The sequence below is a fragment of the Mesorhizobium sp. INR15 genome (genome assembly GCF_015500075.1).
Lineage (GTDB): Bacteria > Pseudomonadota > Alphaproteobacteria > Rhizobiales > Rhizobiaceae > Mesorhizobium.
This window is the reverse complement of record NZ_CP045496.1, coordinates 1,081,242-1,102,932: the sequence shown is the minus strand read 5'-3', so window position 1 is coordinate 1,102,932 and position 21,691 is coordinate 1,081,242. Positions and strand designations below refer to the sequence as shown.

Sequence of the window (21,691 nt, the reverse complement as noted above, 5' to 3'; positions counted from 1 at the left end):
TCTTGAACGCGGCCTTGCTAAACGGACAGCGGCGAGCGCGCAAGTCCGCGGTTCAGCGCCTACAGCAATTCCAGGAAAAGTGCGCAGCGGTTTTCCGTCCGGAATTGCGCGAAACCAGGGGCTTAAGAGCGGGCCAGCTTCTATCAAACGTTGGACCGCTCTGGGCGAAGAAGCCGTCACAGATGCGAGAGAATGTTGACCAGGCGGCCATAGGGATCACGCACATAGAAGCGCCGCACGCCCCAGGGCTCGTCGGCGGGGCCATATTCGATGGCGAAGCCCGCGGCCTTCATGCCTTCGAGCGCCGCCTCAACGTCGTCGACCTCGATCGACAGATCCGGCACCGGCGTGCCTGAGCCGCCCTGGTTGGCGAAGCTGATCTGCACATCCATGCTCTGCGCCGAGCCATAGGTAGCGATCCAGCCATGATCCATCAGCAGATCGAGCCCCAGCACGTCCTGATAGAAGCGCTTGGCCGCCGCGATATCCTGCGTGCCGATATTGGCAATGATGCGCCTGACTTTCACCATCCGCTCTTCCTTGCTCCATGCATGTCGCCGCCCCAAAGCCGCTTCGCCCTTTGGGCGGCAGGCATCAGGCCGTGCGCCGCAGTGCGGTCACTTCGATCTCGATCTTCATTTCCGGCTTGTTGAGCTGGCAGACGATCATTGTCGCCGCCGGCCTGATCTCGCCGAACGTTGCGCCGAGAATCGGGAAGACGATGTCGGCAAAGGCCTGGTCGGTGATGTAGTAATGCGCGCGCGCCACGTCGGCCATGTCGAAGCCGCCATCCTGCAAGGCCTTGCCGATCGTCGCCAGGCAATTGCGCGTCTGCGCCTCCACCGTCTCCGGCATCGTCATCGTCGCATAGTCGTAGCCGGTCGTCCCGGAGACAAACACCAGTCGCCCTGCACCACGGCGCGCGAATAGCCGGCGGTCTTTTCGAACGGTGAGCCGGTGGAGATGAGCTTTCGCATGGATGTCCTCGCTGTTTGCGGTCATCTAGCAGGGACGAGCTCCGCGCGGCCATGGGCCAGAGGGGATCAGTCTGTTGTTGCGGCCGCTACCAGGCCAAAACGGATGAAGGTGCGGGGGCGCTGCGGGGAAAACCTAGTTCGCCGAACCCAGCGCCTTGTCCAGCGCCTCTTTCACATCCGCCGGCCAGGTTGCCACTGCTGGCCATGCATCCGGCTGGCCATTGTCGCCGCGCCGCGAGAAATACAGCTTGTGGTTGGCGGTATCGACCGCCATGAAGCCGTCATTGCCGCCGCAATCATGCGGCACGCAGCCGGTGGCATAGAAGACGCCGGACGCCGTCTTTTCGGTGCCGCCGCCGACCAGCAGGCTGGTCGCCATGTCGGGCATATCCTTGCCGAGCAGCGTCTGCGCCAGCTTGTAGACCGCTTCATTATGGAAAGCGTCGATGATGTTGTCGTATTTCGACGGATCGACATCCTTCCAGTCCGTGCCGGGTTCCGGCATGTAGGTGAGATTGCCCGAAGTCGTCAGCCCGTCCCTTGGCGACCATTGCAGCGCCGGCTTCGAATCGCCCGGCAGAAGATAGGGCACGAAATAGATCGCGCTGTCCGAGATCGCGGTCGGCGGTGAGCCGCAGTCATCCTGGTCGACGGTGGTGCTCTGAATCGTGCCGCCTTCCGGCTTCCAGACGATCACCGTGGCCGGGCCGCATTGATTGCCGCCATCGCCGGCGTTGAACAGCGCCACCTTGACGCCGCCGACATCGGCGATCTTGTCGAAAAAGACCTCGTAGTTGCTGGCCAGTTCGTTGCCGTCATAGGCAAGCACCTTTTCGCCGCCATCTTCCTTCTGGGTGATGGTCAGCTGGCCGCCTTCGAACGGGATCGGCGCCTGCTTGTCGTCGTCGGAAGCAGCGGCGGCATCCGTGCCTTGATTCGTGGCCGGCGCCTCTGCCGTGGGCGGCGCCTCTGTTGTAGGCGAGGTTTGCTGCGCCGCAGGTGTTTGCGTCTGCGCTTGAGTGCCCGTCATAGGCACCAGGACAAAAGCCAGCCCACAGACCCCGGCAAGAAGCGAGCGCATCACCAATCCTCCGTTGACCGCATGAACGCCCGAGCGGGTGGCTCGAGATCATGCGGCGGCAGAAAACAACGAGGCCGGCCTTTCGGCGCGGCCCAATCCGTTCAGGCCCAAGGGCGCTGTTCGGCGTTCTTCTTCTCGAACGAGGCGATGGCGCCGGCCTTCTCCATGGTCAGGCCGATGTCGTCGAGACCATTGAGCAGGCAGTGCCGCTTGAAGTCGTCGAGGTCGAAAGTGACCACGCCGCCATCCGGGCCCCGGATTTCCTTGGCCTCGAGGTCGACCGAAACCGTGGCGTTGGAGCCGCGCGAGGCGTCATCCATCAGCTTCTCCAGGTCTTCCGGGCTGACGGTGATCGGCAGCACGCCGTTCTTGAAGCAGTTGTTGTAGAAAATGTCGGCGAACGAGGTCGAGATGATGCAGCGGATGCCGAAATCGAGCAGCGCCCACGGTGCATGCTCACGCGACGAGCCGCAGCCGAAATTGTCGCCGGCGACCAGGATCTGCGCCTTGCGGTAGGCCGGCTTGTTGAGCACGAAGTCAGGATTTTCCGAACCGTCCTCGTTGTAGCGCATCTCGGCGAACAGGCCGGTGCCGAGCCCGGTGCGCTTGATCGTCTTGAGATAGTCCTTGGGAATGATCATGTCGGTGTCGACATTGACGATCGGCATCGGAGCGGCGACGCCGGTGAGCTTTGTGAATTTTTCCATGGCTTTTGCCCGTCTTCTCTACCGTTGCGGGGGATTGCTGGCGCCCGGTTTACACAAAGCAGCGGGCAAATAAAAGGCGGCTGTTTGCCATTGCCGCTGATCCGACCAACACAACGGCTGAGATGGCGGGCTTCAAAACCATCGGCGCGTGGTGCACCTTGGCAGCATGACAAAAGATTCCAAAATCCTCTACGCCAGCGAACCGGCGCTCGACATCGCCGAATTCCGCCATGTGCTGGTCGAATCCGGCCTTGGCGAGACACGCCCGGTCGACGACGACAAAAGGCTCAAGGCCATGCTCGACGGCGCCAATCTGGTGCTGACCGCGCGGCTTGACCTGCCGGGCCGGCAGCTGCTCGGCGTAGCTCGCTGCATCACCGACTTTTCCTGGGTCTGCTATATCTCCGAACTCGCGGTTTCCGGTTCGGCGCAAGGCCTCGGTATCGGCAAGGGCCTGATGGACGAGGCGCGCCGGCAGCTTGGCCCGTCGGTTGCCATCAGCCTGATTTCCATGCCGGACGCAGCCGGCTTTTACGAACGGATCGGCATGAAACGCATGGCCGACGCCTTCTGGTTTGGCCGCAAGGGGTGACATCCAACCGTGCCAGGCCGGCCTAAGGATGCTGAACGCGCAGGCTTGACCCGCACCTCAACGTCTCCACATCCTCTTCATGGAGAGATATTTCACGGGCACTGCCGGCTGGGGGATTTCGGCCCGCTACCAAGATGATTTTCCGCAATCCGGATCGCACCTCGAACGCTACGCCGGACGCCTTCCCGTGGTCGAAATCGACACATCCTTTTCAAGATCGCATCGCCGCGAGACATATGAGCGCTGGAAAAGCGTCGTGCCGGACAACTTCCGCTTCTCGGTAAAAACGCCCAAGGCCATGACACATGAACGCCGTCTCGTTGGCTGCGAGGATCTTGTCGAGGCATTTCTCCTCGAGGTCGGAGGTCTCGGCGCCAAGCTCGGCGTGCTGGTGGTGCAGTTGCCGCCGAGTCTGCGCTTCGATGCGAACATCGCGGGGAGGTTCTTTGACATGCTGCGCAAGCGAACCGACGTGCGGTTGGCGAGTGAGCCGCGCCATTCCAGCTGGTTTGAGCCCGAAGCGGACGCGCTTTTGCTCAATGCAGGTGTTGCGCGTATCGCAGCCGACCCGGCTCCGGTTCCTGAAGCGGCAACGCCGGCAGGCCGGCCCGGCCTTGCATATTTTCGCCTGCATGGCGCGCCGCGCGTCTACTACTCGAATTACGAAGCTGAAAGCTTGATCCGGATCCGTCAACAACTGGACACGGCTGCTGCCTCAAGCCAAGAGGTCTGGTGCATTTTCGACAACACGGCCGAAGGCCATGCACTTGGCAACGCATTGGCCGTCGATGGCGCTCAGCTCGCGTCGTATTCTCGATAGCGCATGGCCGTATGCGTCAGCGGATCATCCCGCCTCTGTGCAAAGACTGGCATACCCTAGCGCGAGAACAACTGAAGTGAAGAAGACGATCCCGACGCTGGTCGGTTTTTCAGCCATCCTGACCTGGTCGTTCCTGGCGCTGCTGTCGACCGCCGCGGGCCCGATCCCGCCATTTCAGCTGGCGGCGATGGCGTTCCTGCTTGGAGGATCGGTCGGCGCCGCCAGCTGGATCTTCCGCCCCGCCGCCATCCGGTCCCTGCGCCAGCCCTGGCCGGTCTGGGCAATCGGAACCGCATCTATCACTGCGCCTATTTCTTCGCGATCCAGGCGGCCCCACCGGTCGAGGTCAGCCTGATCGCTTATCTCTGGCCGCTGCTGATCGTCGTCTTTGCCGCCTTCCTGCCAGGCGAGCGGCTGAAGGCGCACCATCTCGTGGGTGTGTTCCTCGGCCTCGCGGGTGCCATCGTCGTCATCACCAAAGGCGGCAGCGTCGGGCTGGCCAATGGCTTGATGAAAGGCCATGTCATTGCCTTGTTCTGCGCCTTCATCTGGTCCGGCTATTCAGTCCTGTCCCGCCGCTTTGGCGCGGTGCCGACGGATGTTGTCGCCGGCTATTGCTTCATCACGTCAGCAGTTGCCTTCGCACTGCACATGGCGCTTGAAACCACGGTCTGGCCGCAGACCTGGACGCAATGGGCAGCCATCCTGATCCTGGGCACGATCCCGCTCGGCGCCGGCTTCTACGCCTGGGACCATGGCTGCAAGCACGGCGACATCATGATCCTCGGCGCCCTGTCCTATGCCGCGCCGCTGTTCTCGGTGATCGTGCTTCTGCTGGCGGGCTTCGGCGTGTTTCACTGGTCCGTTGCGCTGGCCTGCGTGCTGATCACGGTCGGAGCCGTGATCGCCGCCAAGGACCTGCTGTTCGGCCCACGACAGGCCTTGGTCGAACAGGGCGCGGACGACCCGGTCGCCTGATCACGCGCTAGATCACATTCAGCTCGCGGAACGCCCGCCCCTCGGCAACCCGGCTATAACCAAAGGCCGTGCAATTCACCGTGCGATAACCGCCATGCACGATCAGTTCGGCCAGCGCCTTGCCGACCGCCGGCGCCTGCTGCAACCCGTGGCCGGAAAAGCCGTTGGCGAACAGGAAATTGCCAACCCGCGGATGCGGGCCGATCACCGCGTTCTGGTCGAGCGTGTTGTAGTCGTAGTGGCCGGCCCAGGCACGCGTCGGCTTGATCGCCTCGAAGGCCGGGATGCGGGTCGCCAGCACCGGCCAGATCACCTCTTCGAACAGCGGCCAGTTGACCTCGAAATCGCTGGGGTCAGCCGGCCCGTCGCCTTCCTCGGGCTCGGCGCCGCCGGTGATGTAGACCGAACCTTCCGGCCTGACATAGATGCCGGAGGGATCGACCAGCAGCGGCATGTCGTCGTATTTTTCGCGCGCCTCGAAGACGAAGACATTGCGCTTGCGCGGCTCGACCGGCAGCGCCAGCCCGGCCATGCCGGCAACCTTGCCGGCATTCGGCCCGGCGGCATTGACGAAGATGCCGCCCTCGATCGTCTCGCCATTGTCGAGGCTGACGCCGGTGACGCGGTCGCCTTGACGGGTGATGCCGGTAACCGAAGCGGTGATGAAATCGACCTTCTTCGCCCGCAGCGCCTTGCGGAACAGCATCAGCATCGCATGCGCGTCGAACCAGCCTTCGCCGCTGCGGCCATAGGCGCCGGCGGTGATGCCCTCGGCCGACAGCCAGGAGAAGCGGCGGACCAGCTGGTCCGCATCCTCCAGCACGATGTCGGCGCCTTCGGCCATCTGCGCGTCGTGGTTCGCTTTCAGGATCGGCAAGCCGTTCTCGCCGGCCAAGATGAGATAGCCGCCCTCCCGAAAGCCGATATCGGCATCCGCGCCGAATTCCTCGGTCAGCCGGCGGAACAGTTTCAGCGTGAACTGCGACAGCCTGATGTTTTCGGGGATGGAGAACTGCTGGCGTATGGAGGCGCAGGACAAGGTTGTCGCCGCATGGGCGAATTGCGGGTCGCGCTCGATCAGCGCGATCGAACCCGAAAATCCTTCCTCGCGCAGATAGTAGGCGATCGAGGACCCGACGATAGCTCCGCCGATGATGACAATGTCGTAGCGCACTTTTTTCTCCGCTTCCGCCGCCTGCATCATCAAGCAACCGGCAAGATGATCTCGAAGCGCGTGCCGCGCTCGGAGTCAACCAGCCGGATCGTGCCATCATGCGCTTTCAGGAGGGCCAGCACGATGCCCAACCCCATGCCGGTGCCGCCGGAATCGCGGCGCGTGGTGAAAAACGGCTCGAAGATACGGGTCCGGTTGCTTGGCGAAATCCCTGCGCCGTCGTCGCTGACCAGCACGCTCGCCTTGCCATCCAGGCTGGCGGCGGTGATGGAAACCCGCGTCGCGCCATGGCGCGCTGAATTGTCGATGAGATTGGCAAGCACGATGGCCGCGTTCTCGCCTGAAATGCGCAGGCCGATATCGCCGCCCGCCTCGATGCGAACATCCAGCCTGCTGTCGGCGGGCAAGAGCGCCAGTGCCGCCACGGGCGATGTGCTGTCGCCGCTGGGCGCCAGATTCTCGGCCCGCGCCAGGTCGAGCAGCCGCCGCACCAGGAGATTGAGCCGCCCGGCATCGGTGACGATGTTGTTGGAGAACCGCTGCCGCTCGGCATCGTCCATCGCACTGCCGGAATCCCGCAACAGTTCGGCGGCGCCCTGGATCGCCGTCAGCGGCGACTTGAGTTCATGCGAAACATGGGTGGCGAAGGTCTGGATACTGTCCGACCGCGCCTGCAGCTTTTCGGCCATGTCGAGAAAGGCGGCGGAAAGCTCGGCCATTTCGCGCGTGCCATGATGCGCCAGCGGCTTGATCGCTTGCCGGTCGCCGGCGGCGATGCGGCTGGTGCGGTCGATCAGTTCATAGATCGGCCGGCTGACGGTGCGCAGGAAGACAAGGCCGATGAGCAAGGTGCCGCCGAGGATGGCGATGGCCGCCAGCACCACCTTGCCGCGCTCGCCATAGAGATGCTTGACGATGTTGTTGGGCGTCCGCGACATGTAGACGACGCCGGCGACCTTGCCATCGATGGCGACCGGAATGGCAACGAAGACGCGCACCCTGGTGCCGCGGCTGACCGAATAGAGCGGTGGCGACGGCTCCTCGGGTATCCGCAGCCTGAGCGCGCTGGCATAGCGGCCGGCCAGGGCCGCCCGAACCTCCTCGACACCACCGAGCGACAGGCCAATCTCGCTGCGCCCGGCAATGACGATGCCATTGGGGTCGAGCAGCCGGAAGCCGGCGAGCGTGGTTTTCTGCGTCGCATCGAGAATGCCCGACAGGCGCACGCCGATCGCCGCGAAAGCCGGATCGGGTGAGGCGGCGACACCGTCCGGCCGGGTCGGCAGGACCGTATCCGAGGCCAGGTCGAGGCGCGGCTCGATCGCCAGGTAGGGATAGTTGTCTGCGTTGCGGATCACGGGCATCGCCGCGCCGAGTTTTTCGGCCGGAATGCCGGCGTCGCGCACATCTTGCGCATAGATGGCAGCGACAGCGGCACCTTGCGCGATCAGCTCCGCCTCGGTCTGGCGGATCAGCTGGTTCTCATAGAGCCGGAAGAAGAACAGGCCGACCAGCGGCAGCGCCATCACCAGGACCAGGATGGCAATGACGACCGTGGCGAGGCGAGGCCGCCATTTTCTGCCAATCCATTTGTTGCCGTTCAGGCTCCGCATCGGCCGAGCCGGAAACCGACGCCATGGACGGTCTCGATGGCATCCAGGCAGCCCGCCGCCGCCAGTTTGGCGCGGATGTTGCGGATATGGCTGTCAACAGTGCGGTCTGCGACATGGATGTTGGCGGCATAGGCATTGGCCATCACCACGTCGCGGTCGAGCACATGCAAGGGGCGGGCGAGAAACCCCTTCAGGATAGAGAACTCGATGCCTGTCAGGGCCAGCGGCCGGCCATCGAAACTGGCGGCATGGCGGGCCGGCGCCAGGATGAGCTTGCCATGCGAGAACTGCCGGTCGTCGGTTGGCTCGGGCGCTGCCGGGCGCGCGCGCCGCAGGATGACGTTGACGCGGGCGACCAGCTCGCGCGGGCTGAACGGTTTTGTCACATAGTCATCGCCGCCCATCTCCAACCCGAGAATGCGGTCGATCTCCTCGTCGCGCGCCGACAGGAACAGCACCGGCACTTCCGATGTGCGGCGCAGCTGCCGGCAGACCTCCAGTCCGTCCATTTCCGGCATGCCGATGTCGAGCACGATCAAGTCCGGCGCGCGGCGCTCGACGGCTTGCAACGCCGCCGCGCCATCGGCGACTGAAACTGTCTTCATGCCGGCCTTCTCCAGCGCGAAACAGATCACCTCGCGGATGTGCGGATCATCGTCGGCGACCAGTATGTGATGCGGCATGGATCAGCGGCCCGGCAGGGAAGGTTCGGAGACCCTAGGAACCACGGGCGGACCTCTCCTGTCGAGATAGCGCAGAAGCCGCCAGTCGCGAAAGCTCCACGCACGCCAGTTTTGCAGGAGCAGGCGAAACGCGTCGTCTTCCTCTATCCGCACGCCCGCGAGTTGGCGCAGGGCGGGATCGCCGGCTGTCTTGCCTTGATGATCGAGGAAGCGATCGAAGGCAGGAAACGCAGCCGGGCCAAGCGAACGCAGATACCAGGTGTCGAGCTGGGTGCCCTGGCCGGTCATTTCGAGGGAGTGGTCGACATTGTAATTGGCGATCAGTACGGCGAAGTTGATGAAGCAGCAGGCATAGAGCGTCGCCGATAACGTCAGAAGATTGGCGGACAGCAGCCATTCATTGCGTTTTTCCATCGCGATGCGGGCGATGATCAGCGCAAGGCCAGCCGCCACCAGCCCCATCCAGACGAAGGCGGCGACGCGCCAGTAGGTCAGCGCATAGATGCCGATATAGAGATCGAGCCGCAGGATCGACGAGATGACCAGCACGATGTTCTGCGCCACCCAGAGATAGACAAGCCGCCGGATCAACGGGTCGGCGGATGTCGCGCTGCCCGGCCGGAGCGCTGCCAGCACGAAGCCGGCGGCGAGCAGCGCTGTGACGATCAACGGGTAGGCGCCGCGATGCGCATAGGCGGCATAGGTCAGCCCGTCGGGCAAGGCGATGCCGCCCCATAGGTAAGCGCCGTCAAGCACTGTCTGCACCGCGAACAGGACGTTGAAGACAATCAGCGCACGCAGGATGGCGGCTTTGCCGAACAGGACCTCCTCGACCACGTGCCGGCCCGGATTGGCCTTCGGGTGGGCATTGGCAAGCCCGGATCTCAGCCGTGCGATGCGGCGCGGAAAACGCGGCAGGCGCGGCCGCAGGAAGACCCAGACGCCGGCCAGAATGAACAGCCAGAAGGCAATCCGGACAAGCTGGATCAGATCGAGCAGTTTGAAAAGGTCGATCAGCGACAGCCAGTATTCGATGACCGGATTGGCGGCGCCGAACAGGGCGAGAAAGACCGCGCCAAGCGTCAGCGGCATCACCCAGACGGCGATTGCCGCGAAGCGGATGCGGCGCCGTCCGAACCGACGCGCCGTCCGTCGCCAGCGGATGAAATCATGAATGAAGCGGACCGGCGCGGCCAGCAGGAAAAGCGCGATCTGGCCGGCGATCCGAGCAGCCCCGCCGCGCCGCCGCGCGCTCATCGAAAGCGCGAACACGCTCAGCGCCGCGAGCGCGATCGACACGGACAGGGCACTGACATTTTCGGCGAGCGGCAGCAGGGCGACGAGCAGGGCGGCGGGTTTGATCCACAGCCTGCCATCGCTGAACGCTGCCGGATGCACGGCAACGACTGCGGCGGCGATCAGGATGGCGAACAGGAAGACCGTGATGCCGGCGGGCTGGCCGTAGAAGAGAAAATCCGCCAGCACGACCAGCAGCACGGCGACCCCGAAACGGCTGCAATAGCTCGGCGCGGCGCTGAGGAACGAGGTCATGTCAGGGCCTTCCCTATGGCTTGCAGCCGAACCGCCGGCGGTTTCTTGCGGACAAAGGCGATGACGGCCGCCGTCTGGCTCGCTCGCGGCGGGTCGACAAGCCACCAGCCCTCGCTGCGCAGGCGGGCGGGAAGGGACCAACGGTTCTTGCTTGGCTTTTGCATGGCACCGGGTATCGCAGGCCGATATGCAGCCGGCGGGGCGAAGCTCAGGAGGTTTTCGGCAATCCTGTGCAGTTTTTGTGCAGGCGCCAGCGGCTTGCCTCGGCTGGCCGCAAGCGGCATAGATCGGGCATGACAACCGAAATCCATCCACCGCGCCGCTCGGTGCTTTACGTCCCCGCCTCGAACGACAAGGCGCTGGCCAAGATCGGGCAGTTGGCCTGCGATGCGGTCATCATCGACCTTGAGGATGCCGTCGCCCCTGCCGACAAGATTGCCGCACGCGGCAAGTTGAAAAACATCTTCGCCAGCCGCCCTGAACGGCGTTGCGAGATGATTGTCCGCATCAATGCGCTGGCCAGCGAATGGGGCAACGATGACCTGCTGGCCGCCGCCGGCTGCGAACCCGACGGCATTCTTCTGACCAAGGTCGACACGCCGCGCGACCTGCTCGAGGTCGGCGATCTGCTTGACGACAATTTTGCCCCCGACAGCGTGAAACTATGGGCGATGATCGAGACGCCGAAGGGCATGCTCAACATTGGCGCCATTGCCGAACTTGGCCGCGATCCCGCTTCACGCCTTGATTGTTTCATTGCCGGAACGAACGATCTGATCAAGGACACCGGCGTGCTGGCGACGCCTGATCGGCGCTATCTGGTGCCTTGGCTGATGCAGATGGTGTTGGCCGCGCGGGCCGGCGGCATCGATATTATCGACGGTGTCGCCAACGATTTTCGCGACCTGGACGCCTATGCGCGAGAGTGCACGGAAGCGGCGGCAATGGGGTTCGACGGAAAATCCCTCATCCACCCGGCCCAGATCGAAGCCGCCAACCATGCCTTTGCGCCATCCGTGCAAGCCGTGGCCGAGGCCCGCGCGGTGAAGCAGGCCTTCGCGCTGCCCGAAAATGCACAGAAGGGCGTGATCGCCTTGAGCGGAAAGATGGTCGAGCGGCTACATCTCGCGCAGGCGGAAAAATTGCTGGCGAAGGCCGCTGCCATCAGCGCATGATGTTGGCCGGCTACGGGTACACAACAGGACTTGAACGATGAAACTCTACCGTTTTCTGACCGCTGCGGACGACGCCAGCTTCTGTCACAAGGTGACGGCGGCGCTCAACAAGGGCTGGCATCTGTTCGGCTCGCCGACCTACGCCTACGACAAGAAGGCCAAGACCATGCGCTGCGGCCAGGCCGTGGTGAAGGATATCGAGGGCCAGGAATACGGCCCAGACACCAAGCTCAGCGACTGGTAGTCAAACGTCAGGATAGAGCCCGTTCCATCCAGATCCGTTCGGGGTGAAGCAGGCTCTATCTCTTTGTTTTTACGCGATTCCAAAGGGAAAGCGCGAAGCGCTTTTCCCGGGAAGACCGTTCACGCTTTTCCTGAAACGCCCTAGCCCAGGTTCAGCCTGGCCTTGAGCGCGGCATATTGCGCGGGCGAGGTGTCCGCCATCGCCTCTTCGCGGCTGGACGCCAGGTCGGCGAACGGTATCGGCCGGTCGAACTGGCTGATCGTCATGTCCCACTTGATGCCGTCAACCACATTGTAGAAATGCGTGCCGCCACGCGTTTGGGTCTTCAGGATATCGCCGCCGAATGCGTCATGGATGACCAGCGAGGTGACGCTGCATTGGCCTTTGGCCGGGTTTTCGGCGCTCCAGCTTTTCGAGCTTTCGGGGCTCCAGGCGGTTTTCAATCTGTCGAAGAGTTCGCCGGGGTTGGTGAAATTGCGCATGGAACTACTCTGCCGCTTCCTCAATCTTCTCCATATCGTCATCGGATAAGCCGAAATGATGGCCGATCTCATGGATCAGCACATGCGTGACGATGTCGCCCAGGGTTTCCTCGTTTTCGGCCCAGTAGTCGAGGATGGCGCGGCGGTAGAGCGTGATGCGGTTCGGGCCTTCGCCGGTCTGCGGGTTCCAGCGCTCGGCGATGCCGCGTCCCTCGAACAGGCCGAGCAGGTCGAAGGGCGTTTCCAGCGACAGGTCGTCCATGATCTCGTCGGTCGGGAACTCCGCGATCTGGATGACGATCTCGCCGGTCAGCTTGCGGAAATCCTCCGGCAGGTGGGCGTAAGCCTCCAGCGCCAGGAACTCCATTTCCTCCATCGCCGGCGAAAGCTCGTCGTGCCAGGTGCGGGTCTTGTAGATGCGGGCCATGCTTTATCCTTTGATCCCGGCATATAGGCTTTCGCGCCGGGCTCGGCAAATGGCGCGGCAATTCCTGCTCCAGATACTTTGCTGTTCTCAAGGAATCGAGTAGGCATCGGTTCCGGCCATGTATCAGGAGCTCTCATGCCGGACTTTTCCACCATTGGACTTTTCGCCATTGCTTGCCTCGCTTTGACCGCGACGCCGGGGCCGGACATGCTGTTGATCGCATCCCGCAGCGCCAGCCAGGGGCGTGCGGCGGGGTTGGCGACCTATATCGGCATCGCCACAGGCACCTATTGCCATGCGCTGGCCGCCGCCTTCGGCCTGTCGCAACTGTTTCTCGCCGCCCCCATCGCCTACGACATCGTGCGTTATGCCGGTGCTGCCTATCTCGCTTACCTCGCATGGAAGGCGTTCACCTCGGACGGGGCCATGCTCGCGCCGGTCGCCGGCCTGCCGCGCTACTCGCGGACACGCATTTTCCGGCAGGGATTGCTGACCAACCTGCTCAACCCGAAGATGGCGCTGTTCGTGCTGGCGCTGTTCCCGCAATTCGTGCAGCCGCGGGCCGGTTCCGTCGCCGGCCAGATCCTGCTGCTGGCAACCGTGCTCAACCTGATCGGACTGGTGGTCAATGGCCTGGTCATCCTGACCGCGAGCCGGATCGGCGCGGCCTTGTCACGCCGCACGCGGTTTCAGCGCGCGCCACGGATCCTGCTTGGAACCGTGTTCGCGGGGCTTGCCGCACGGCTGGCCCTTGGCGGCCAGCGCTGAGGCAATTCCAGGAACGGCTTCCCAGGAAAAGCGCTTCGCGCTTTCCCTTCGGAGTTGCCTGAAAACGGGGAATTGGAGCGGCTCCGCGATCCCATCAAACGGCGTACCGCTCCAGGGCAAACGACCAGAGAGGAATAAATTCCCCGTGAGTCTGCTTGACTCTTGGAGTGCCCTCTGGAATCTATAGGAACATAACAGGAACAATTGTGAATGGAAGCTGACCGTCATGGCGATAACCGCCGTGGCGCGGGAGACTGTTTTTGCCCTGCGCCGCCAGATCGCGAAGATCGAGGGAACGCTGCCCGAGCGCCTGGAGGCGCCGGCCGGCGCATCGCCCGATGCTGACCGCCCCAATACTGACCGCACAGTGGTCCGGCGCGGCATTGCCGTGGCAACGCCGGATGCGTTCCTGCGCACCGGTGCCGATCGCCTCGATGACACCCTGAGCGGCGGCCTGCCGAAAGCCGCCTTGAGCGAGATCCACGGCGCCGAGACCCGCGATGCCGGTGCCGTGGCCGGCTTTGCCCTGTCGCTTGCAAGCCTGATCCTCAAGCAGGGCCCGCGCCTGCCGCTGCTGTGGATCGGCACCACGGAGATCTTTCACGAGGCGGGCTTCCCCTACGCAAGAGGGCTTCACGCCTCTTTCGGCATCGAGCCGGACCAATTGCTGTTTTCCGAAGCGCCCCGGCTGGTCGACGCTTTGTGGGTCGCCGAGGAGGCAGCAAGGATGACGGCGCTCGCCGCCGTCATCCTTGAAGTGCGCGGCAATCCGCATCGGCTGGACCTGACCGCGACCCGCCGCCTGCACGCAAGGGCGCGGATGGCTGGCCGGCCGGTATTCCTGCTGCGGCAGGCCGCCGAAGCCGAGCCGACGGCGGCGCCGGTGCGCCTCATCCTGTCGTCGGCGCCGGCGACCCCACGCGACACCATCGCCGGGCCGCTTGACGGCTCGATCGGCCGACCGGCCTTCACTGTCACCATCGGCAAGAGCCGCACGGCCTTGCCCGGACAATTCACACTGGAGTGGAACCCCGATGAACGCGTCTTTGAGGAAAGATCCCAGGAAGAACGGGCAAAGAATCCTGTCTCTGTGGTTCCCGCATCTCGCGGCGGAAAGGATCTTGCGGCAGCGTCTGGGGCGGTCCTGGCGTTCGCGGCCGTCGGATCACCGGCCGATGGTGATCAGCCATCGCCAGGGCAACGCGCAGCGCATCGCCGCCCTCGACGAGCGGGCTGAGGCGCTGCATCTGAAGCGCGGCATGGGCATCGCCGATGCGCGCGCCATGCATCCGTCGATCGACATCCTGGAAGCCGATCCGGAGGCCGACCGCCGCCTGCTCGAAGGCCTTGCCGACTGGTGCGACCGCTACACCCCGCTGGTGGCGCTGGACAGCACGGATGGCCTTTATCTCGACGTCACCGGCTGCACCCATCTTTTCGGCGGCGAACGCGCGATGCTGGACGAAATCCTGTCGCGCTTCTTCCATCAGGGTTTTGATGTCCGCGCCGGCCTTGCCGCGACACCGGGCGCTGCCTGGGCGGCGGCACGGTTTTCCGGCGACCGCATCGTTGTGTCAGGCGAAGAGGAAGCGCTGCTCGCGCCTTTGCCGCTGGCGGCGCTGCGCATCGAGCCTGACATCCGCACCAGCCTGGAAAGTGTCGGCCTGCGCACGGCGGGCGCCGTTATGGCGGCGCCGCGCGCGCCGCTCGCCCGCCGCTTCGGCGCCTCCCTGCTTCTGCGCCTCGACCAGGCGCTTGGCCGGCTCGACGAGGCGGTCTCGCCCCGCCTGCCGGTCGCGCCGCTGTCGGTCGAGCGACACCTCTCCGAACCCATCACCTTGACCGAGGACATCGAGCAGCTGGTGCGCATGCTGGCGACGACGCTGAAGGCGGACCTTGAACGCCGAGGCGAGGGCGCAAGACTGCTGGCGCTGCTGCTCTTCCGCGTCGACGGCGCCGTCAGCCGCATCGCCGTCGGCACATCACGGCCGATGCGCGAGCCGATGCTGATCCAGCGCCTGTTCCATGAAAGGCTGGCCGCGCTCGAACAGGATATCGATGCCGGCTATGGCTTCGACCTCGTGCGCCTGTCCGTGCTGTCGGCCGCCGCGTTCGACATGCAGCAGACCGACCTGACCGGCGAGACTAGCGACGACGGCGCCGATATCGCGCTGTTCGCCGACCGCATCCGCGCCCGGCTGGGCGAGGGTGCCGTGCTGAAACCGATCGCCGTCGAAAGCCATCTGCCCGAGCGCGCCGTCGCGACCGTGCCTTTCACCGAAGCGCCGCGAAGGATCGCGCCGCCGAAGAAGCCGGACCGGATAAAGCACCCGACGCCGATGACCGTCTTCCGACCGCAGCGGCCGATCCGGCTGTTCCGCTCGCCCGAACCGATCGAGGTGCCGGCAACCGAAATGCCGGAAGGACCGCCGCTGAACTTCCGCTGGCGGCGCGCGCTCTACCGGGTCACGCGCGCCGAGGGGCCGGAACGCATCGCGCCGGAATGGTGGCGTGAGGCGCCGCGCGACGAAGCCACATCGACACGCGATTATTTCCGCATCGAGGATGCCGATGGCCGCCGTTACTGGCTCTACCGGCAAGGCCTTTACGGCGCCGCCCTGCCTGCGCCGCGCTGGTTCATGCACGGGGTCTTCGCATGAACGCGCTGACCATCATCCCCTATGCCGAGTTCGGCATTCAGTCGAATTTCTCGTTCCTGCGCGGCGCCTCCAAGCCCGAGGAACTGGTGGTCACGGCGAAATTCCTCGGCTTCGCGTCGATCGGCCTTGCCGATCGAAACACGGTGGCCGGCGTCGTGCGCGCGTGGCAGCAGGCCAAGGTCGAGACGCTCGCCTACCACCCCGGCTGCCGGCTGGTGTTTTGCGACGGCACGCCGGATGTCCTGGCCTACCCGCGGGACCGCAAGGGCTGGGGCCACCTCTGCCGAATGCTGACGCAAGCCAATATGCGCGACGAGAGCGAAAAAGGCGCGCCGCTGCTCTATCTCGAGGACCTGCTCGAATGGGGCGACCTGATGTCGCTGGCGATCCTGCCGGAGCTGGCGGCAGCCACCGAAGGCGACCTTGCCTTGCTTCGCCAATTGAAGCAGCGCTTCGGGCGAAACCTGCGGCTTGCCGTTTCGCCTGACTATGCGGGAAACGACCGGTTCAGGATCGAGCAGGCAGCGGCGATGGCAGGCCTTGCCGGCATCCCGCTGATGGCGACCAACGATGTTCTTTACCACGCGGCCGAGCGGCGCCCGCTGCAGGATGTGCTGACGGCGATCAGGCTCAATGTCCCGGTCTCGGAGTCCGGGCTGGAACTGACGGCCAATGCCGAGCGCCACCTGAAGCCGCCGCTGGAGATGGCGCGCCTGTTTCGCCGGCACCCAGAGGCGCTAGCCGAGACGTTGCGCTTCGCGGCGGAGCTGACCTTTTCGCTCAGCGACCTCCAGTACAACTACCCGGACGAGCCGACGGAATCGGGCCTCGGGCCGCAGGCCGAACTCGAAAGACTGGCGCGCGAGGGGGCCATCACCCGTTATCCCTCTGGCGTTCCAGCCAGCGTCCTGCAGCGCATCCAGGAAGAGCTCGCGCTGATCGAGCGGCTGAATTATGCCCGCTACTTCCTGACCGTCCATGACATCGTCAAATACGCCCGCAGCCAGGATATTCTCTGCCAGGGGCGGGGCTCGGCCGCCAATTCCGTCGTCTGCTTCTGCATCGGCATTACCGAAGTGGGGCCGGAGAGGATCGATTCGCTTTTCGAACGCTTCATTTCCGAGGAGCGAAACGAACCGCCTGACATCGATGTCGATTTCGAGCACGAAAAGCGCGAAATCGTCATGCAGTACATCTACAACAAATACAGCGCCAAGCGCACCGCCCTGGCCGCGGCCGTGGTCAGCTATCGTGGCCGCTCGGCCCTGCGCGAAGTCGCCAAGGCAATGGGCCTGTCCGACGATGTCAGGGGGTCGCTATCCGGCTCCATCTGGGGTTGGTCGACCTCGGAGCTCGGCGAGAAGGAGGCCAGGGCCGGCGGCCTCGACCGGGCTGATCCCGTATCCACGCATGTGATCGAACGTGCCAACGAGATCATGGGGTTTCCGCGTCACCTGTCGCAGCATGTCGGCGGCTTCGTCATCACCAGGGACCGGCTGGACGAGATCGTGCCCATCATCAAGACGGCGATGGACGAGCGCAAGATGGTCGAGTGGGACAAGGACGACCTCGACGCGGTGAAAATCCTCAAGGTCGATATCCTGGCGCTCGGCATGCTGACCTGCCTGCAGCGCGCCTTCACCTTGCTTACCGATCACTATCCGAAGGCACGGGATCCGTATGGCCGCCCCTACGTGCTGGGCACGCTCCCGGCGGAAGACCAACGTGTCTACGACATGATCTGCCGTGCCGACACGCTTGGCGTCTTCCAGATCGAGTCGCGCGCGCAGATGTCGATGCTGCCGCGACTTGAGCCGCGCACATTCTATGATCTCGTCATCGAGGTGGCGATCGTGCGGCCTGGTCCGATCCAGGGTGACATGGTCCATCCCTACCTGCGTCGTCGGCAAAAGAAGGAGAAAGCTGAATACCCCAAACCGGAACTGGAAGAGATTCTCGGCAAGACGCTTGGCGTGCCGCTGTTCCAGGAGCAAGCGATGAAGATTGCAATCGTCGCCGGCGGTTTCAGGCCGGGCGAGGCCGACGAACTGCGCCGCGCCATGGCAACCTTCAAGCGCACCGGCACGATCGGCAATTATCGCCAACGCATGGTCGACGGCATGACCGATAGAGGTTACGAAAAAGACTTCGCCGAGCGCTGTTTCAAGCAGATCGAGGGTTTTGGCGAATACGGCTTTCCCGAAAGCCACGCCGCATCCTTCGCACTGCTGGTCTATGCCTCCTGCTGGTTCAAGACTTTCTATCCCGACGTCTTTTGCGCCGCGATCCTGAATTCGCAACCGATGGGATTTTACCAGCCGGCGCAGCTTGTCCGGGACGCCCGCGACCACGGCGTCGAGATCCGAGATGTCGACGTCAATTTCTCCGTCTGGGACTGCACTTTGGAGAAGGCGCCTTTCGATCCGGGACAGATCCTTTCGCGTCACGCCGGCATGCGTGGCGTCATCAAGACTGATTACGCGCTGCGGCTAGGCTTTCGCCAGATCAAGGGCCTGTCGGAGGATCGCATGGCGGCATTCGTCGCCCGGCGTGGCGATGGCTATGAATCCGTGCGGGATGTCTGGCTGCGCTCCAGCCTCGATGTCGATGAGATCGAAAGGCTGGCGCAGGCCGACGCCTTCCGCTCCATCGGCCTTGATCGCCGCGAAGCGCTGTGGGCGGTGCGCGCGCTTGACCGCAAGAGTGCCGCCGAAACCCTGCCGCTGTTTGACCAGCCGGGAATCCGCCTGCGCGAGCTGGAGCCCGAGACCCGACTGCCCAAAATGCCGCTGGGCGAGCATGTCATCCACGACTACCGCGCGCTCGGCCTGTCGCTGAAGGCGCATCCGGTGGCCTTCCTGCGCGAACGGCTTGACCGGGCCGGCGTCACCCCCAATGCCAAGCTGCCCTCCGTGCGCGACGGCCGGCGCGTCTCGGTCGCCGGCCTCGTTCTGGTGCGGCAGCGCCCCGGCAAGGGCAACGCGATCTTCCTGACGCTGGAGGATGACAAGGCCGTCGCCAATGTCATTTTCTGGCAAAGAACCTTCGACCGCTTCCGGCCCATCATCATGGGCGCGCGTTTCGTCCGCGTCACCGGCAAGCTGCAGTCGGAATCAGGCGTCATCCACATCGTCGCCGAGAAAATCGAGGACCTGACACCCTGGCTGACAGTGTTGCTGGAAAAGGTCAGCCCCGCCGGAGCGGCGGACGTGCGCCTTCCGCAGCGGCCGGTTGGGGAGGCGGGGCCGGATCGGCCGGCAATACGGAATGCGCCGGGCGATCTCGCGACGCTGTCGGAAGAGGCTGAAAGCGTCATGCCCAAGGGGCGCAATTTTCAGTAGGAACCGGGAGGTCATTGGTGATGGCATCCATGCATTCGTCATCCACGGGCGGAGCAGCCGCAAAGCGGCGTTGCGCAGACCCGAGGATCCATTCCGTGACCTGGTAGCCCCGCAAGGGAGCAGAATCTCTTCCGGAACGACGAGAACAAAGGAAAAAGTGGGTATTCTGTGCTGCTGCGCTCTTCGGGCCTCGTCCCGGCATGGATCCCAGGGTCTCCGCGACGCCGCTTTGCGGCTGCTCCGCCCTGGGATGACGAAGGTATGAACGCTCAGCTCGGCCCGCTCAGGCGCGGCGGCACCGCATCATCCAGCATGATCGTCCGCGCCTCGGATGGCAGCATGATCGGGATGCCATCGCGCACGGGATAGGCGAGCTTGGCGATCCGCGAAATCAGCTCGCCACGCTCCGGGTCCCAGGCCAGCGGCCCCTTGGTCAGCGGGCAGGCAAGCAGTTCCAGCAGCTTGGGGTCGACATTGACCTTCCTTGCATCACGCCCATCCGCTGCCATTGTTTCCCACTCCGCCCTGCCGCAGAACCAATCTACTGCAGGCTCGAGCCAAAATCGTCATTCTCGCGCGCCAGCGCCATTTCGGTGATGGCGATCAGCGTTTCAGCGCGTGTCCTCAGGTCCGGCGCCTCGAGCAGCGCCTGTTTCTCGGCAGGCCCATAGGGCGCCATCATCGACAGCGCATTGACCAGCATGGCGTTTTCGGCGCGGCTGACGCTTTCCCAGTCCGCTTCGAGATCATTGGCTTGCAGGTAGGCGCGAAATGCCTTGAGCAGCGATGGCCGGTCGACCTCGGTCGCCGGATCTTCATCGAGATCGGTGAGGAAAGGCGAGAGCTTGCACTGTCGAAACGGCGTCTTGACCGTCAGTTCCTGCGCGATGCGAAACCGGCAGACGCCTTGCAGCGAAATCATGTAGCGGCCATCGCCGCTTTCAGAGAACGCGATGATACGGCCGGCGCAACCGACATTGCACAGCTCCGGCTCACCGTCGTCGCGCAAGGCGCCATCAAGGCTGGGCTGGATGATGCCGACAAGCCGCGAACCGGCAATGGCATCATCCACCATCTGCAGGTAGCGCGGCTCGAAGATGTTGAGCGGCATACGGCCGCCCGGCAGCAAAAGCGCACCCTCGAGCGGGAAGATCGGGATCGTCGACGGCAAGTCCTTGCCCTGCCGATAATGCGCGTTTCCCGCTTGCACCTGTTCCTCCGATCGCTTCACCGAGAAGCGCGATTTCCCTTGGTCACGATGCCTGCCAATGCCCTAAAACCGGCGACCATCTTGAGCGGCATGCACTAATCTGGAGCGGTGGCTTCCGTCGCCAAGCCGGTGCGACAAAGCAGCCCGCTCAGGAAAACAGCAGCGACGACAGTTTGCGGCGTGCCGCCAGCGTCGCTTCGTCGGTCATGCCCCAGGCTTCGAACAGCTGCAGCAACTGCGTCTTGGCGCCGTCCTCGTTCCACGTGCGGTCGGCCTTGATGATCGCCAGAAGATTGTCGGCCGCCGCCGTGCGATCGCCCTTGGCGTTCTGGATCATGGCGAGATCGAAACGCGCCTGATGATCTCCTGGGTTTTCAGCCAGCCGCCGCTCGAACTCAGCCGGATTGCCAAGCGCTGCCGCCTGCGCCGCGATCGCCATCTTGGCACGCAGTGCCGCCAGCGGCGGTGCATCCTTCTTGGCTTCCGGCGCACCTGCCAGCAAGGCCTCGGCGCCGTCGATATCGCCGGCCTCGAACAAGAGGTCGCCCAACCCGGCAATCGCCTCGATCGTCTCCGGCGCCTGCTCCAGGATGGAATCATAGATATCGGCCGCGGTCTGCATGTCGCCGGCGTCGCGCGCCTCGGCTGCCGCTGCCAGCGCCTCGGCAACGGGCGGCACGCCGCCGGGACCCTTGCCGCCGACCTTGTCAATGAATTCGGCGATCTGACTCTCCGGAACGGCGCCCATGAAGCCGTCGACCGGCTGGCCGTCCTTGAAGGCGATGACCGCCGGGATGGACTGGATACCGAGCTGGCCGGCGATCGACGGATGGTCGTCGATGTTCATCTTGACCAGCTTGACCTTGCCGCCGGCGGCCTTCACGGCCTTTTCCAGCTGTGGCGTCAATTGCTTGCAGGGCCCGCACCACGGCGCCCAGAAGTCGACCAGCACCGGCTGGCGGCGCGATTCCTGGATGACATCGGCGGCAAAGGCGGCGGTCGTCGTATCCTTGATGACATCGACGGCAGGCGCCTCGCCGAGCGTCACTTTCGGGCGGTCGCGCTCGGTGCCGCCATACTGTACCGAGGTCGTATACTGGCCGCCAGGGCCGCCGAATGGATTGTTGTCGCTCATCTCGTCACCCTTTCAGTCGCGCCCTCGGCCAGCGGCAGCGGCGCAACGGCCTTAAAATGCAGTCGGTTTTCCG

20 protein-coding genes and 2 pseudogenes are annotated in these 21,691 nt (G+C 64.2%); 9 read left to right on the top strand and 13 right to left on the bottom strand.

Going from position 1 to position 21,691, the window contains the following annotated elements; all coding sequences use genetic code 11:
* Positions 1–176: 176 nt before the first annotated feature.
* From GA829_RS05220 to leuD, 4 genes and pseudogenes are all read right to left on the bottom strand, one after another.
* Positions 177–527, bottom strand: a complete 351-nt coding sequence (locus tag GA829_RS05220) for a VOC family protein (RefSeq protein WP_195179528.1) — start codon at positions 525–527, stop codon at positions 177–179.
* A 67-nt stretch (positions 528–594) separates the two neighbouring features.
* A pseudogene (locus GA829_RS05215) lies at positions 595–977 on the bottom strand (RidA family protein).
* Positions 978–1,110: 133 nt separating this feature from the next.
* A complete protein-coding gene (locus tag GA829_RS05210) occupies positions 1,111–2,061 on the bottom strand; it encodes a hypothetical protein (RefSeq protein ID WP_195177490.1) in 951 nt (316 codons plus the stop codon).
* Between the two features lie 98 nt (positions 2,062–2,159).
* Positions 2,160–2,765, bottom strand: a complete 606-nt coding sequence (leuD, locus tag GA829_RS05205; protein WP_195177489.1) for a 3-isopropylmalate dehydratase small subunit — start codon at positions 2,763–2,765, stop codon at positions 2,160–2,162.
* 166 nt (positions 2,766–2,931) lie between these two features.
* Between leuD and GA829_RS05200 the strand changes: the two genes are divergently transcribed.
* From GA829_RS05200 to yddG, 3 genes and pseudogenes are all read left to right on the top strand, one after another.
* Positions 2,932–3,357: a GNAT family N-acetyltransferase gene (locus GA829_RS05200; protein ID WP_195177488.1), complete on the top strand. Its 426-nt coding sequence runs from the start codon at positions 2,932–2,934 to the stop codon at positions 3,355–3,357.
* Between the two features lie 187 nt (positions 3,358–3,544).
* A complete protein-coding gene (locus tag GA829_RS05195) occupies positions 3,545–4,177 on the top strand; it encodes a DUF72 domain-containing protein (protein WP_308462328.1) in 633 nt (210 codons plus the stop codon).
* A 76-nt stretch (positions 4,178–4,253) separates the two neighbouring features.
* Positions 4,254–5,155: pseudogene (yddG, locus tag GA829_RS05190) on the top strand (aromatic amino acid exporter YddG).
* Between the two features lie 7 nt (positions 5,156–5,162).
* Here the strand turns inward: yddG and GA829_RS05185 are convergent.
* The 4 genes from GA829_RS05185 to GA829_RS05170 are packed head-to-tail and all read right to left on the bottom strand — an operon-like array spanning position 5,163 to position 10,176.
* Complete coding sequence (locus tag GA829_RS05185) at positions 5,163–6,329, bottom strand: NAD(P)/FAD-dependent oxidoreductase (protein ID WP_195177486.1); 1,167 nt, start codon at positions 6,327–6,329, stop codon at positions 5,163–5,165.
* A gap of 29 nt (positions 6,330–6,358) precedes the next feature.
* Positions 6,359–7,942, bottom strand: coding sequence for an ATP-binding protein (locus tag GA829_RS05180; RefSeq protein WP_195177485.1), 1,584 nt, complete (start codon positions 7,940–7,942; stop codon positions 6,359–6,361).
* Complete coding sequence (locus GA829_RS05175) at positions 7,930–8,625, bottom strand: response regulator transcription factor (RefSeq protein ID WP_195177484.1); 696 nt, start codon at positions 8,623–8,625, stop codon at positions 7,930–7,932. Before GA829_RS05175 ends, GA829_RS05180 begins: the two co-directional genes overlap by 13 nt.
* A gap of 3 nt (positions 8,626–8,628) precedes the next feature.
* The gene (locus GA829_RS05170) at positions 8,629–10,176 is read right to left on the bottom strand and encodes a DUF4153 domain-containing protein (RefSeq protein WP_195177483.1); all 1,548 of its coding nucleotides are present in this window, start codon (positions 10,174–10,176) and stop codon (positions 8,629–8,631) included.
* A gap of 293 nt (positions 10,177–10,469) precedes the next feature.
* Here GA829_RS05170 and GA829_RS05165 point away from each other — a divergent pair, with 293 nt between their 5' ends.
* Positions 10,470–11,351 (top strand): HpcH/HpaI aldolase/citrate lyase family protein, encoded by an 882-nt coding sequence (locus GA829_RS05165; RefSeq protein WP_195177482.1) that lies wholly within the window; start codon positions 10,470–10,472, stop codon positions 11,349–11,351.
* Between the two features lie 37 nt (positions 11,352–11,388).
* Positions 11,389–11,595 carry a DUF1737 domain-containing protein gene (locus tag GA829_RS05160; protein ID WP_195177481.1) on the top strand — a complete coding sequence of 69 codons (207 nt, stop codon included), beginning with the start codon at positions 11,389–11,391 and terminating at the stop codon, positions 11,593–11,595.
* 140 nt (positions 11,596–11,735) lie between these two features.
* On the opposite strand, the gene GA829_RS05155 is transcribed toward GA829_RS05160, so the two are convergent.
* Positions 11,736–12,077: a YunG family protein gene (locus GA829_RS05155; protein ID WP_195177480.1), complete on the bottom strand. Its 342-nt coding sequence runs from the start codon at positions 12,075–12,077 to the stop codon at positions 11,736–11,738.
* Between the two features lie 4 nt (positions 12,078–12,081).
* Positions 12,082–12,504, bottom strand: a complete 423-nt coding sequence (locus tag GA829_RS05150; RefSeq protein ID WP_195177479.1) for a metallopeptidase family protein — start codon at positions 12,502–12,504, stop codon at positions 12,082–12,084.
* Between the two features lie 135 nt (positions 12,505–12,639).
* On the opposite strand from GA829_RS05150, the gene GA829_RS05145 reads away from it, so the two are divergent.
* The 4 genes from GA829_RS05145 (at position 12,640) to GA829_RS05135 (ending at position 19,273) form a co-directional block, all read left to right on the top strand.
* Positions 12,640–13,272: a LysE family translocator gene (locus tag GA829_RS05145; protein WP_195177478.1), complete on the top strand. Its 633-nt coding sequence runs from the start codon at positions 12,640–12,642 to the stop codon at positions 13,270–13,272.
* 226 nt (positions 13,273–13,498) lie between these two features.
* Positions 13,499–14,509 carry an ImuA family protein gene (locus tag GA829_RS36560; protein WP_258052153.1) on the top strand — a complete coding sequence of 337 codons (1,011 nt, stop codon included), beginning with the start codon at positions 13,499–13,501 and terminating at the stop codon, positions 14,507–14,509.
* Complete coding sequence (locus GA829_RS05140) at positions 14,451–15,932, top strand: DNA polymerase Y family protein (protein WP_258052324.1); 1,482 nt, start codon at positions 14,451–14,453, stop codon at positions 15,930–15,932. The genes GA829_RS36560 and GA829_RS05140 overlap by 59 nt, the downstream gene beginning before the upstream one ends.
* A complete protein-coding gene (locus GA829_RS05135; RefSeq protein ID WP_195177476.1) occupies positions 15,929–19,273 on the top strand; it encodes an error-prone DNA polymerase in 3,345 nt (1,114 codons plus the stop codon). Before GA829_RS05140 ends, GA829_RS05135 begins: the two co-directional genes overlap by 4 nt.
* 269 nt (positions 19,274–19,542) lie before the next feature.
* Here GA829_RS05135 and GA829_RS05130 read toward each other — a convergent pair whose 3' ends face one another.
* The 3 genes from GA829_RS05130 to trxA all read right to left on the bottom strand — a co-directional run bounded on the left by GA829_RS05130 (position 19,543) and on the right by trxA (position 21,618).
* Positions 19,543–19,782 (bottom strand): Trm112 family protein, encoded by a 240-nt coding sequence (locus GA829_RS05130; protein ID WP_195177475.1) that lies wholly within the window; start codon positions 19,780–19,782, stop codon positions 19,543–19,545.
* 32 nt (positions 19,783–19,814) lie between these two features.
* On the bottom strand, positions 19,815–20,483 hold the full coding sequence (locus GA829_RS05125) for an LON peptidase substrate-binding domain-containing protein (RefSeq protein WP_195177474.1): 669 nt from the start codon (positions 20,481–20,483) through the stop codon (positions 19,815–19,817).
* 148 nt (positions 20,484–20,631) lie between these two features.
* A complete protein-coding gene (gene trxA / locus GA829_RS05120; RefSeq protein ID WP_195177473.1) occupies positions 20,632–21,618 on the bottom strand; it encodes a thioredoxin in 987 nt (328 codons plus the stop codon).
* Positions 21,619–21,691: the final 73 nt, after the last annotated feature.

What these genes read in the sequence shown, in the direction of transcription:
- leuD (WP_195177489.1), bottom strand. Translation starts at nt 2,765, where the DNA reads ATGGAAAAATTCACAAAGCTCACCGGCGTCGCCGCTCCGATGCCGATC.
- GA829_RS05200 (WP_195177488.1), top strand. Translation starts at nt 2,932, where the DNA reads ATGACAAAAGATTCCAAAATCCTCTACGCCAGCGAACCGGCGCTCGAC.
- GA829_RS05180 (WP_195177485.1), bottom strand. Translation starts at nt 7,942, where the DNA reads ATGCGGAGCCTGAACGGCAACAAATGGATTGGCAGAAAATGGCGGCCT.
- GA829_RS05175 (WP_195177484.1), bottom strand. Translation starts at nt 8,625, where the DNA reads ATGCCGCATCACATACTGGTCGCCGACGATGATCCGCACATCCGCGAG.
- GA829_RS05170 (WP_195177483.1), bottom strand. Translation starts at nt 10,176, where the DNA reads ATGACCTCGTTCCTCAGCGCCGCGCCGAGCTATTGCAGCCGTTTCGGG.
- GA829_RS05165 (WP_195177482.1), top strand. Translation starts at nt 10,470, where the DNA reads ATGACAACCGAAATCCATCCACCGCGCCGCTCGGTGCTTTACGTCCCC.
- GA829_RS05160 (WP_195177481.1), top strand. Translation starts at nt 11,389, where the DNA reads ATGAAACTCTACCGTTTTCTGACCGCTGCGGACGACGCCAGCTTCTGT.
- GA829_RS05155 (WP_195177480.1), bottom strand. Translation starts at nt 12,077, where the DNA reads ATGCGCAATTTCACCAACCCCGGCGAACTCTTCGACAGATTGAAAACC.
- GA829_RS05150 (WP_195177479.1), bottom strand. Translation starts at nt 12,504, where the DNA reads ATGGCCCGCATCTACAAGACCCGCACCTGGCACGACGAGCTTTCGCCG.
- GA829_RS05145 (WP_195177478.1), top strand. Translation starts at nt 12,640, where the DNA reads ATGCCGGACTTTTCCACCATTGGACTTTTCGCCATTGCTTGCCTCGCT.
- GA829_RS36560 (WP_258052153.1), top strand. Translation starts at nt 13,499, where the DNA reads ATGGCGATAACCGCCGTGGCGCGGGAGACTGTTTTTGCCCTGCGCCGC.
- GA829_RS05135 (WP_195177476.1), top strand. Translation starts at nt 15,929, where the DNA reads ATGAACGCGCTGACCATCATCCCCTATGCCGAGTTCGGCATTCAGTCG.
- GA829_RS05130 (WP_195177475.1), bottom strand. Translation starts at nt 19,782, where the DNA reads ATGGCAGCGGATGGGCGTGATGCAAGGAAGGTCAATGTCGACCCCAAG.
- trxA (WP_195177473.1), bottom strand. Translation starts at nt 21,618, where the DNA reads ATGAGCGACAACAATCCATTCGGCGGCCCTGGCGGCCAGTATACGACC.